Genomic DNA, 11,486 nt, shown 5'->3' with positions numbered 1-11,486 from the left:
GACACTCCTCCCCTTTAGCGCGCCGCTTGATCGCTGGCGGACTGCAGCGGGTTCGCTGCAAAGTAGTCCAGCGCTGCCAATACACCGCTGCCGCGAAGTGAAACGCCTGCCATCTTCATGCCCGCCTCGCAGCCGCCCAGCGTGGCAATCAGGGTCAAGTCATTACAATCGCCTAGGTGCCCGATGCGGAACATCTTGCCTTTCGCCTTGCCAAGGCCCATCCCCAACGAGAGGTCAAAACGCTCATAGATGATCTTGCGCACGGCATCTGCATCGACGCCTTCCGGCATCACCACCCCGGTGAGTACCGGGGAGTACAGCGCAGGGTCTTGGCACTGAATCTCTAATCCCCACGCTTCGACCGCCGCACGCACCCCAGCCGCCCAGCGCTGGTGGCGGGCCAGTACCTGAGGCATGCCTTCATCCAGCAGCATGTCGAGCGCTTCGTTAAGGCCATACAGGAGGTTGGTGCTGGGGGTATAAGGCCAATAACCATTTTGGTTGGCTTCCAAGATTTCATCCCAGGCCCAGAAACTCTTGGGCAGCTTGGCCTGCTTGCTCACCTCGATCGCTTTGGGTGAGAGCGCATTAAAACTAATGCCCGGCGGCAGCATTAGGCCTTTTTGTGAGCCGGACACCGTGACATCCACCCCCCACTCATCGTGGCGGTAATCGGCGCTGGCCAAACCGGAAATGGTATCCACAATCAATAAGGCAGGGTGATTGGCCTCATCAATAGCTCGGCGAACCGCCGCGATGTCACTGGTGACCCCCGTGGAGGTTTCGTTGTGCACCACACAGACCGCTTTAATCTCGTGCTCAGGGTCGTCTTTTAGCCGCTCTTTAATCATCTCGGCCTGCACCCCTTGGCGCCAGCCTTCATACCCCGGCAGGCCAATGAATTCCGGCGTCAGATCCAGGCGCAGCGCCATCTTGTGCCATAGCGTGGCAAAGTGGCCCGTTTCAAACATCAGTACCCGGTCACCAGGCGACATGGTGTTAGCCAGCGCCGCTTCCCACGCGCCCGTGCCAGAGGCGGGGTAGACCACTACCGGGTGCTCGGTCTTGAACACCTGCTTGGTTTTTTCGAGCAGCTCGCGCCCCAGCGCGCCAAACTCTGGCCCACGGTGATCAATCGTCGGCAGGCTCATGGCCCGCAGAATGCGATCAGGCACCGGAGACGGGCCAGGAATTTGCAAGAAATGGCGGCCGGAGGGGTGAAAATCGAGTTTTAACATGGTGTCGCTTCCTATTGTTGTTGTGAATGCGGTTGTCGCGAAATAGCACAGTCAAACTGGATAATGAATGCAAAAATGGTGTTTAAAAAAACTATTTAATGCACCCTTCAGCGCGTAGCGTGTCCCGCTCTTCACCCGACAGGCCTAATTGCTCAAGCACTTCATCAGTGTGCTGAGCAAACAGCGGCGCGGAAGAGCGAATCTGCGCAGGCGTGCGCGAAAATTTGCTCGGAAAACCAATGGTTTTCATTTTTCCGATGACAGGGTGGTCCATCTCTTCCACCATGCCACGGGCTAGATAGTGCTCATCCTGCATGGCTTGGGCGAAATCATTGATAGGCCCTGCGGGTACGCCCGCGGTATCACAAAGCGCCAGCCACTCCTCCACCGTGTGATGCGCCATCAGCTCTTCGAGCAGCGCCTCTAGCTCATCCACATGTTGGCCGCGGTCATGGTTGGTCAGAAAACGTGGGTCTTCCATTAGTGATGCATGCTTTAACACATCACCGCAAAATCGCTCCCAGGTCCGCTGATTGGCGCAGCCCAACATCAAATAACCATCTTTAGCCTTCACCGCCTGATAAGGCGCTGACACCCGATGACGCCAGCCGGTGGGGCCAGGCACGGTGCCCTCGGAAAAGTAAGCCGCCGCTTCCCAGGTAAACCAGGGCAAACCACATTCGGTAATGGCGATGTCGATATGCTGGCCCTCTCCCGTATTCATCTTGTGAATATGGGCCGCCAAAATAGAGTAAACCGCCGTGATGCCGCCGCCGATATCGTAGACCGCAATGCCGGTTTTTAGCGGGCGTCGCCCGGCCTCACCGGTCATGGACATCAGTCCGGTCATGCCTTGCGCTACTAAATCAAACCCACCCTTATGGCTGTAAGGGCCCGTTTGGCCGTAGCCTGAAATAGAGCAGTAAACGATGCCTGGGTTGATCGCTTTGATGGTGTCGTAATCAATCGACAGCGATTTGGTGACCCCGGGGCGATAGTTCTCAACGATGACATCCGCATCGGCCGCCAGCCGATAAAAAATTTGGCGAGCGCGCTCATCTTTGAGATTCAGGGAAATGCTTTTCTTGTTGCGGTTAATTTGTGAAAAGCAGGTCGACTCGCCATTTACATACGGGCCCATCTGGCGGCTGTCGTCGCCGCCATTGAGCTTCTCTACCTTAATGACCTCAGCCCCCATATCCGCCAGCACCATGGTGCAGTAGGGCCCCGCCATAATTTGAGACACATCCAGTACTTTTATATTCTGTAAAGGAAGCATGCGCTTTCCTCCTTAAGCCTGTTGTAAGCAGCGACGTGGAGCGTCGACGACGCTATTGCCCCCGCCACTCAAACGGCGTTTTATTGACAAACTTGTTCACGGCTGCCGAAAAGTCCTGGCTCATGTAGCAAGTCGCCACCCAATCATCGCTCGCCTCTGGCGGGAGCCGACGTTGGGCTTGCACGCGATTAATCAGTGCCTTACTGGCCTGAAGGGTCAGCGGCGCGCGCTTGGCAAATTCGCCAGCCGTTTTGGCGACTTCTGAATAGATGTCCTGTGCCGCAAACAGCTGGTTGATTAAGCCCGCCTTTAACGCCTCGTCTGCGGTTATTAGCTTCGCCATCATGAGCACTTCTTTGGTGCGGGGAATGCCGACCATATCCACCAGCCGAGACACGTTGGTAATGGAGAGCGTATTGCCTAACGTTTTGGCGATAGGCACACCAAATTTCATCGTGTCGGTGGCATAGCGAAAATCGCATACCAGCGCTAACGCTGCCCCGCCGCCGACACAGGCCCCTTCAATCAGCGCCAGCGTAGGCTTAGGGAAGGTCTCTAGCTTCCCAACGACGCGGTCAATTCGTCGCTCGTACCCAATGGCGTCCTCGGCTTCGGCAAAATGCGCAAACTGGGTAATGTCGGTACCGGCGACAAAGGCCTCTCCCCCAACGCCGTGCAGCACTAGCGCATGAATATCGGCATCCTCTGCCAGCGTGTCGCAGTAGTACTCCAGCGCGTTATACATTTCCCACGTCATCGCATTTCGGCTTTGAGGGCGGTTAAAACCAATCCAGGCCACCCCATCTTTTACGTCAAACTGAACGCTATCGGTGGTGGGTGCTTGCGGTTGCTGTGTCATTTGCGCGCCCCTTAGCCGTAGATGAAGTTAACCAATGCCAGAGCAAAGGCGGGAATGTAGGTATTGATCATCAGAATCGTGAACAGCACGGCAATAAACCAAAGGTTGGTTTTAGACGTGGCCCAAATGTCTGATTTCGCGATCGAGCAGGAGGCGATCAATACGCTGGCCACAGGCGGGGTTTGCTGGCCAATAGCAAGGTTCAACGTGACGATCAAACCAAAGTGCAGTGGGTCAATGCCCACCTCAATGACCAGTGGTAGCACAATGGGGACCACCAGGATAATGGCCGCCGCTGAGTGTAAGAACACGCCTAAAATCAAGAAGATGACATTCAGCAATGCCAAAATCACATATTTATTGCTAGTCAGATCACTGATTTGTAACGCGATGGCCTGCGGAATGCGGGTTTCCGTCAGGTAACCACCCACCACCGCAGAAGCAGCGACCAGCAGCATAACAACGGCCGTTTGCACACCAGCGCTTTTGCAGGAGTCGATGAAGTTTTTGATGGTAAATTCACGATACACAACGGCGCTGATAAAGATGGCCACACAGACGGCCAACGCAGCCCCTTCCGTTGCGGTCACAAAGCCACCAAAAATACCGCCCAAAATAATGACCGGAATTAACAGAGCCCAGACGGCCTCTTTTAATGCTGTCCACAGCGTAGAGAGGCGAAAGCGCCCTTCCGAGGGGAAGTTATATTTACGCGCCAGGTAGTAGCACATGGCTGCTAAGCCCATCGCTCCCAAAAGCCCAGGGAAAATACCGGCGACAAACATCTGAACCACAGACTCACCCGACATCACCGCGTACAAAATCATCGGAATGGACGGCGGCAGAATAATGGCCAAACTGGCGGCTGAGGAAGAGATCGAGGCGGCAAACTCTTTTGAGTAGCCTTTTTTACGCATCGCTGGAATCAAAATACTGCCAATCGCCGACACCCCAGCCACCGATGACCCAGAGATTTCCGCAAAGAACACCGATGCGCCAATGGTCACCATCGACAGCCCGCCCTTAATGAACCCCACCATGGCCATGGCAAGATCAATTAAGCGCCGCGATATACTGGAGGCATTCATAATGGCGCCTGCCAGAATAAATAACGGGATCGCGATGAGAGGGAAGTTGGTCGCCCCTTCAAACATGGTCATCCCAACGGTAGGCATCGCCATACTGCCGTAGGTAATAAAAGTGGCGATAGTGCCCACTAGAGCCAGTGCGACCGCGACGGGTACATTGATCAGAATCAGCGCGATGAGTGCAATAAAGATATAGAGAATAATCATGGTGGTTACTTATCCTCGCTGCTGCGTGCTAACGGCTTCAATGTCATCGGCATCAATACCGGCCTCTTCCAGCTCATGATCGATAAAACCTTTGCCGCGTGCGCTTTTCAGGATATCGGGAAGCCGTAGCAGCTCAGCGATAATGAACAGCACCGATGCAATCGGGATGGCCGACTGAGTTACCTGCATGGAAATAGAGGGCAGGCTGACCATATTCATACCGTCAAGAATCAGCATGACCTGATAGCTCGCCAGTCCCAAAAAGATGAAAAACCCGATGGTGATAGCTTCGGCAAGCAATGCGATAGGCACCCGAATGGAGGGCGGGCACATGTTCAACACGCTAGGGCACGTAATATGCGCGCCCTTTGCTGCCGCCAGCGCTGCCCCGTAGTACGTCACCCAGGCCAGTAACACTGCCGCTAATTCGTCATACCAGCTAAGCGGGGAACCTAGATAGCGAGATACAAACCCAATGGTTACCACCCCCGCTAACGCAATCACCAATACCACTACAACGCCTTCAAGAAACGCGAAATAGGCGTTCTTGAACTTGGTATAAGCGCTCATTGAAACCTCCTATGGATAGAGGCGGCGGCCCTTTAGGGCGGCACGCCTCTAAGAGATGATGACGGGGTTATTCGCGCAGAGCGGCAACCGAGTCCAGCATTTCCTGGCCGCCTTCGACATCATTGGCGAAGGTGTCATAAATCGACTGGGAGGCACTTACGAAGGCATCGAAGTCCACCTCATTGACTTCCATACCCGCATCACGCATCTGCACCAAGGTTTCATCATCCAGGCGCTGGCCCTCTTCCAGGGCAAAGTCTTCTAGCTCAAGCGCGACTTCTTGCAGCACATTCCGGACATCTTCCGGTAGGCGGTTCCAACTGGCACCCGCAGTTAAGTAGGCAGGGGTATAAACGTGATTGGAGATAGAGAGATAGTCTTGCACTTCATGAAAGCGCGAGGAGTAGGTCTGAATCAGTGGGTTCTCTTGGCCATCCATCGCGCCGGTCTGCAGCGCGACAAATACTTCAGACAGCGACATGGGGGAAGGGGCCGCGCCGTAGCTGCGGAACATCTCTATGCGCCAGACACCGCTTGGGGTGCGTAATTTGATACCGCGGAGATCTTCAGGGGTGGTAATCGGCCGTACGTTATTAGTGATTTGGCGGAAGCCGTTTTCCCACACGGCAATAATGTTGAAACCCTTGGCTTGGGCAGCATCATAGAGCGGGCCACGCACTACCTCATCGCGAACGCGCTTCATGTGCTCACGATCCTCAATGAGATACGGCATTTCAAACAGCGCAAACTCTTCAGCTTCTGAGCTCATGACCGTAGAGGGAATCGCAAGATCCAGCGAACCGAGGCGTAAACGGCGCATCATGGATTCATCGCTGCCTAGCTGGCTATTGCCATAGACATTCACTTCAGCAGCGCCGTCCAGGCGTTCATTGGCAAGCTCAGCAAAGCGGTTTGCGGTAATTTCAAACAGCGAGCCAGGCCCACCAACATGCCCAAGCCTGACTTCGATATTCGCGCTGGCAACTGATGCATGTAGCCCGAAGGTGACGGCGGCGGCCGCTAGCGCTGTTTTGATAAATTTCATGGGGGTACTCCAAGTGAACCGTTGTTGTTGTTGGGTCTTCACCACTTCAATTTGAATTCAAAATTCAAAATTAGGTATTAAACTTTCGTATTGCAACGCCGGTCACAATGACAACTCATTGATACACCGTGTATTTAGAAAAGCCGTGTCACAAAAAAAGCAGCGTCTATTGAACGCTGCTTCTCTGAACCACCCCCTGTTGGGCCTAGCTCTCCTCGCCGCCGGGCGCTAGCCCCCAACGCAATTCAGCCGCTTTGATACCGTCAATGGCGACCTGCTGATCCTCGTCAGAAGAGGCCCCACTTACTCCTATGGCCCCAATCACACACTGCTGCGCGTCTAAAATGGGCACGCCTCCCGCTACCGGCACAAAATGCCCGTTAGATGCTGCCGCCACGCTGGCTAAAAAAGCCGGCCTCTCAGTATTGCGCTCACCGATAATACCGCTGGCAATGCCCATCCCAAGCGCGGCGTGCGCTTTACCTTGGGCAACGGGAAAGCGCAGCGGCGCGCAGCCATCTTCACGCTCGGCAACTACCACATGGCCACCGCCATCAAGCACCACCAGTGTGAGCGGCGGTAACCCAGCCGCCCGAGCCTGTGCGATTGCTCCATCTACGATGGCGCTAGCCTTCTCTCGACTTAACTGCACGCTACACATGAAGACATTTATGGCCATATACCGCCTCCTAAGTTGTTATTGGTTGTTATGGGGAGCAGTGCCACCACTCCCACCTACCTAGCATAGCCCGACTTATTGCAATTGAATTCATAATTACTTTTGCAGATCATACAAAGAGTCGCCAATATATCCTTATGGCTTTGTGTTCAAATGGTATTTACAAAGCGGCAGCCGTCGCTTGGGGGGATACCAAGCGGACACACACTAAGGGACAGAACAATGACGAAAATCTTACAGCGCAATCTTTACCGTGAAGTCGCCGACCGCATTGGTGAACTGATTGAGCATGGGGAGCTAGCCCCCGGCGAGCGCATCTCAGAAAAGCAGCTGTGTGAACGGTTTGGCGTGTCGCGTACCCCCCTCAGGGAAGCACTAAAGGTACTAGCAACGGAGGGTCTTATTGAGCTCCTGCCTAATCGCGGCGCTCGGGTGGTGCGCTTAACGTTTAAAAAAGTGAAAGACACCTACGACTTGATGGCAGCGCTGGAAGGTTTATCAGGCGAGCTCGCCTGCCAGCATATTAGCGACTCAGAGATTGCCGCTATTCGCGCCTTGCACGATGCCATGCTAGAGCACTATCGCAACCGGGACTTGGCCACCTACTTTGCCGTTAACCAGCAGATCCACGAAAGTATCTTGGCCGCCTCGCGCAATGAAGTCTTGCAAGAGATGTACAGCAACCTCAGCCAGCGGGTAAAACGCGTGCGCTACTCGAAAAAAATGACGCAAAAGTTTTGGAGCCAAGCCGTTCAAGACCACGAAAACATGATGGCCGCTCTTGAGCAACGCAATAGTAAACAGCTGGGTCAGATTTTACGCGACCACCTGTGCAACAAGCTCGAAGTGGCCACTCTGGCAGGCGTCATCGAAGATGACAGCTTAAGCGCTGCTAACGCTTAGCCTGCTATTGCCACTGTTCAAGACGCATAGCAGAGCGCTCTAAACGGTCGTGCTCCGCCTCTAGCTCACGCAACAGCTCACTAATACTGGTTAAGTGCTCCAACGCGATACGCCGCGCCTGCTCGGCATCACCGCTCACCACCGACTCATGTAGCCGGGCATGCTGCTGGTTAATCATCTCCCGAGGGCCAGGCCGATGGTAAAGGTGTTTCACCGAGGCAAACACAGAGCTAAGCAGCAAATCGGTCAGGCTTTGTAAGGTGTGAACCAATACCGGGTTATGGGAAGCTTGAGAAATGGCGAGGTGAAACGCATGGTCTAACCGGGCCAACTGCTCTACCTCTAATGCGTCTGGCGAGGCCGCGTAGGCTGCCATTTCACGGTAGCGCCGAGTGATTAACACGCGGTCCATGGAGGTGCCGCGCCGCGCTGCTAGGTAAGCCGATTCCCCTTCCAGCAGTGCACGCACTTCTAATAAATCAAACAGCGTGCGTGGATGATCGTTAAACAGATGCATCAGCGGGCTTTGATGATGCATGGGCAGCAGCGACGCCACGGTTGAGCCGTGCCCCTGGCGGGTATTAATAATGGCTTTACTGCGCAGAATGCGTAGCCCTTCCCGCAGCGATGCCCGCGAAACCCCTAGCCGTTCACAAAGACGCCTTTCAGAAGGCAGCAACTGTCCAGGCCGAAAGACGCCTTCCAGAATTAACTCTTCCAGACGAGCCGCCACATGCTCAGGCGTGCGCCGCCCCATGGGAATATCATCTCTATTCAGCACCATTTACCGTTCCTTTGGTTTTACCAAGCTAACCCAGTTGGGTAAGACCATGTCATTTAGGCTGCCCAGGGGGCCAGTCATCGCCTTGCTATCGACCAATTACTGGTCAGACCATTGCACCACAACCTAGACAGGCGCACAAAAAAAGCTCAAATTGAGCGCCATGGTAAAGCAACGCTACCGTTACTTTTAATGATAAAAAACTTAGGGATGTCGCTATGAATATCCTTTACGACGAGCGCCTTGATGGTGAGCTTGTCCGCCGTGATAAAGCCGAAGTGCTCAGCGACCTGCAAGGCGCTGTGCCTTCGTTAACGCTACTGCATCGGGAAGAAGATTTACGCCCTTTCGAGTGCGATGGCTTAGCTGCGTACCGCGTGCTGCCAATGCTGGTGGCCTTGCCAGAAACGCTGGAACAGGTCGAAGTCCTGCTTAAGCGCTGCCACGCGCTGGGTGTACCGGTGGTCACCCGCGGCGCAGGCACCGGCCTTTCCGGTGGCGCACTGCCCCTTGAGCAGGGCGTACTGCTGGTCATGTCGCGGTTCAACCAAATCATTACCGTTGACCCCGACGCGCGCATTGCCCGCGTTCAGCCTGGGGTGCGTAACCTTGCCATTTCCGAGGCGGCTGCCCCTTACGGGCTCTACTACGCCCCCGACCCCTCGTCGCAAATTGCCTGCTCGATTGGCGGCAACGTGGCTGAAAATGCCGGTGGCGTACACTGCCTGAAGTACGGCCTGACCGTGCATAACGTCATGCGGGTGGATGTGCTGACCATTGAAGGCGAGCACATGACGCTGGGCTCTGAAGCGCTGGATGCGCCCGGTTTTGATCTCTTAGCCTTAATGAATGGTTCCGAAGGCATGCTGGGCGTGGTCACGGAAATTACCGTGAAGCTGCTGCCGAAACCGGAAACCGCCAAAGTGTTGATGGCCAGCTTCGACGACATCGAAAAAGCAGGCCGCGCGGTGGGCGATATTATTGCCGCAGGCATTATCCCCGGCGGCCTGGAAATGATGGATAAGCTGGCCATCAAAGCAGCCGAAGATTTCATCAAGGCAGGCTATCCGGTAGAAGCTGAAGCAATTTTGCTTTGTGAGCTGGATGGTGTGGAAGCCGACGTGGACGACGACTGCGACACCGTTCGCCGCGTACTTGAAAAGGCCGGTGCCACCAATATTCAACAGGCTCGGGACGAAGCCGAGCGCGCCAAGTTCTGGGCCGGTCGCAAAAACGCCTTCCCTGCCGTAGGCCGTATGTCTCCTGATTACTACTGCATGGATGGCACCATTCCCCGCCGCGAGCTACCCCGTGTACTCAAGGGCATTGCCGCGCTATCCGAAGAGAGCGGTTTGGCGGTGGCCAACGTGTTCCATGCGGGCGACGGCAACATGCACCCGCTGATCCTGTTTGATGCCAATAAAGAGGGCCAGCTTGCCCTGGCAGAAGACGTGGGCGGCAAGATCCTGGAGCTATGCGTGGCCGCCGGTGGCTCCATTACCGGTGAGCATGGCGTGGGGCGCGAAAAAATCAATCAGATGTGCAGCCAGTTCCAGCCCGATGAGCTGACGGTCTTCCACGCGCTGAAAGCGGCGTTCGACCCCAAACGGCTGCTCAACCCAGGGAAAAACATTCCTACCCTGGCGCGCTGTGCCGAGTTTGGTGCCATGCATGTACATAACAACGAGTTGCCGCATCCGGAACTGCCACGCTTCTGATGCTATAAGGAACCACCATGACCGAACTAGCGATACACGCTGCCGACCGAGATATCGCCAATGAACTGTGCGAACAGGTACGCAGCGCCTACGCCGACCGCACCCCGCTACGCATCGTAGCGGGCAACACCCGGGCCTTTTATGGCCGCCCAGTGGAAGGCACAGAACTCAATGTCGCATCGCATAGCGGCATCGTCTCTTACGACCCTATAGAACTCGTCGTCACGGTGCGGGCTGGTACCCGGTTAAGCGCCCTGAATGCGGCACTTGCAGAAAAACACCAAATGCTGCCTTTCGAGCCGCCCATTTTTGGCGGCACCAGCACCATTGGTGGCGCAGTGGCGACCGGCATGTCTGGCCCTCGCCGCCCTTGGGCAGGTGCCGCACGGGATTTTGTCCTAGGCACACGGGTGATTACCCAAGAGGGTAAACTGCTGCGCTTTGGCGGCGAAGTGATGAAAAACGTCGCGGGCTATGACCTTTCTCGCATGATGGCCGGTGCCCAGGGCACGCTAGGCGTGTTGGCCGACATCTCCTTTAAAGTGCTGCCCATTCCTACCGCCAGCCACAGCCTGCGCCTTGAAATGGGCTTGCAAGACGCCTTAGCGAAGCTCTCTGAGCTTGGCCGCCAGCCGCTGCCGATCACGGCTGCGGCATGGCACGCGGGCGAGCTGTTTATTCGGCTGGAAGGCGGTGAAAGCTCCGTCAAAGCCACCAAAGAGCGCCTGGGTGGCGAAGTGCTTTCTGCGGATTTCTGGCAGCAGCTTCGCGACCAGCAGCATAGCTTTTTTAGCCTCGGCGAAGGGCAAGCACTGTGGCGCTTATCGCTACCGCCCCATACCGCAGCGCTAGAGCTCGCCGTTGATGAAAGCGATATTTTCTATGATTGGGGAGGCAGCCAGCGCTGGGTAAAAACCGCACTGCCCGCAGACACGCTGCGCGATGAATGCCAAAAGGCAGGCGGCCACGCCACCTGCTATACCCCTCATGCCCAAGGGGGCGCGGAATCGCCGTTTACACCGCTGAATCCTGTGGTCGAGAAGTACCATCGCAACCTGAAGGCCGAGCTGGATGCCCACGGCATTTTCAACCCTGGTCGTCTTTATGCGGCATTTTAAT

11 protein-coding genes are annotated in these 11,486 nt (G+C 55.5%); 3 read left to right on the top strand and 8 right to left on the bottom strand.

The features are described from left to right. Positions 1–14 precede the first annotated feature (14 nt). From IEW65_RS08415 to IEW65_RS08385, 7 genes are all read right to left on the bottom strand, one after another. Entirely contained in the window at positions 15–1,238 is a 1,224-nt protein-coding gene (locus tag IEW65_RS08415; protein ID WP_188639036.1) for a pyridoxal-phosphate-dependent aminotransferase family protein, read from the bottom strand. Between the two features lie 91 nt (positions 1,239–1,329). Continuing rightward, positions 1,330–2,517, bottom strand: a complete 1,188-nt coding sequence (locus IEW65_RS08410; RefSeq protein ID WP_188639035.1) for a CaiB/BaiF CoA transferase family protein — start codon at positions 2,515–2,517, stop codon at positions 1,330–1,332. A 52-nt stretch (positions 2,518–2,569) separates the two neighbouring features. After that, entirely contained in the window at positions 2,570–3,376 is an 807-nt protein-coding gene (locus IEW65_RS08405; protein WP_188639034.1) for an enoyl-CoA hydratase, read from the bottom strand. An 11-nt stretch (positions 3,377–3,387) separates the two neighbouring features. Beyond that, positions 3,388–4,671, bottom strand: coding sequence for a TRAP transporter large permease (locus tag IEW65_RS08400; protein ID WP_188639033.1), 1,284 nt, complete (start codon positions 4,669–4,671; stop codon positions 3,388–3,390). Between the two features lie 9 nt (positions 4,672–4,680). Further along, the gene (locus IEW65_RS08395) at positions 4,681–5,241 is read right to left on the bottom strand and encodes a TRAP transporter small permease (RefSeq protein ID WP_188639032.1); all 561 of its coding nucleotides are present in this window, start codon (positions 5,239–5,241) and stop codon (positions 4,681–4,683) included. 67 nt (positions 5,242–5,308) lie between these two features. After that, the gene (locus tag IEW65_RS08390) at positions 5,309–6,286 is read right to left on the bottom strand and encodes a TRAP transporter substrate-binding protein (protein WP_188639031.1); all 978 of its coding nucleotides are present in this window, start codon (positions 6,284–6,286) and stop codon (positions 5,309–5,311) included. A gap of 205 nt (positions 6,287–6,491) precedes the next feature. Further along, a complete protein-coding gene (locus tag IEW65_RS08385; protein ID WP_188639030.1) occupies positions 6,492–6,965 on the bottom strand; it encodes a GlcG/HbpS family heme-binding protein in 474 nt (157 codons plus the stop codon). 222 nt (positions 6,966–7,187) lie between these two features. Here IEW65_RS08385 and IEW65_RS08380 point away from each other — a divergent pair, with 222 nt between their 5' ends. Further along, positions 7,188–7,868 (top strand): GntR family transcriptional regulator, encoded by a 681-nt coding sequence (locus tag IEW65_RS08380; protein WP_188639029.1) that lies wholly within the window; start codon positions 7,188–7,190, stop codon positions 7,866–7,868. A gap of 4 nt (positions 7,869–7,872) precedes the next feature. Here the strand turns inward: IEW65_RS08380 and glcC are convergent, their stop codons facing one another. Beyond that, positions 7,873–8,652, bottom strand: a complete 780-nt coding sequence (glcC, locus tag IEW65_RS08375; RefSeq protein WP_188639028.1) for a transcriptional regulator GlcC — start codon at positions 8,650–8,652, stop codon at positions 7,873–7,875. Between the two features lie 215 nt (positions 8,653–8,867). Between glcC and glcD the strand changes: the two genes are divergently transcribed. Next, positions 8,868–10,367, top strand: coding sequence for a glycolate oxidase subunit GlcD (glcD, locus tag IEW65_RS08370; protein WP_188639027.1), 1,500 nt, complete (start codon positions 8,868–8,870; stop codon positions 10,365–10,367). 17 nt (positions 10,368–10,384) lie between these two features. Continuing rightward, positions 10,385–11,485 carry a glycolate oxidase subunit GlcE gene (gene glcE, locus IEW65_RS08365; protein ID WP_188639026.1) on the top strand — a complete coding sequence of 367 codons (1,101 nt, stop codon included), beginning with the start codon at positions 10,385–10,387 and terminating at the stop codon, positions 11,483–11,485. Position 11,486: the final 1 nt, after the last annotated feature.

It is taken from the genome of Vreelandella lutescens, from assembly GCF_014640815.1.
GTDB lineage: Bacteria > Pseudomonadota > Gammaproteobacteria > Pseudomonadales > Halomonadaceae > Vreelandella > Vreelandella lutescens.
Note: the sequence above shows the minus strand (reverse complement) of the source record. Positions and strands in the feature narration are given on the sequence as shown.

Bases quoted from the DNA above. Each gene is read 5' to 3' on its own strand.
- IEW65_RS08415 (WP_188639036.1), bottom strand. From the start codon at position 1,238: ATGTTAAAACTCGATTTTCACCCCTCCGGCCGCCATTTCTTGCAAATT.
- IEW65_RS08410 (WP_188639035.1), bottom strand. From the start codon at position 2,517: ATGCTTCCTTTACAGAATATAAAAGTACTGGATGTGTCTCAAATTATG.
- IEW65_RS08405 (WP_188639034.1), bottom strand. From the start codon at position 3,376: ATGACACAGCAACCGCAAGCACCCACCACCGATAGCGTTCAGTTTGAC.
- IEW65_RS08400 (WP_188639033.1), bottom strand. From the start codon at position 4,671: ATGATTATTCTCTATATCTTTATTGCACTCATCGCGCTGATTCTGATC.
- IEW65_RS08395 (WP_188639032.1), bottom strand. From the start codon at position 5,241: ATGAGCGCTTATACCAAGTTCAAGAACGCCTATTTCGCGTTTCTTGAA.
- IEW65_RS08390 (WP_188639031.1), bottom strand. From the start codon at position 6,286: ATGAAATTTATCAAAACAGCGCTAGCGGCCGCCGCCGTCACCTTCGGG.
- IEW65_RS08385 (WP_188639030.1), bottom strand. From the start codon at position 6,965: ATGGCCATAAATGTCTTCATGTGTAGCGTGCAGTTAAGTCGAGAGAAG.
- IEW65_RS08380 (WP_188639029.1), top strand. From the start codon at position 7,188: ATGACGAAAATCTTACAGCGCAATCTTTACCGTGAAGTCGCCGACCGC.
- glcC (WP_188639028.1), bottom strand. From the start codon at position 8,652: ATGGTGCTGAATAGAGATGATATTCCCATGGGGCGGCGCACGCCTGAG.
- glcD (WP_188639027.1), top strand. From the start codon at position 8,868: ATGAATATCCTTTACGACGAGCGCCTTGATGGTGAGCTTGTCCGCCGT.
- glcE (WP_188639026.1), top strand. From the start codon at position 10,385: ATGACCGAACTAGCGATACACGCTGCCGACCGAGATATCGCCAATGAA.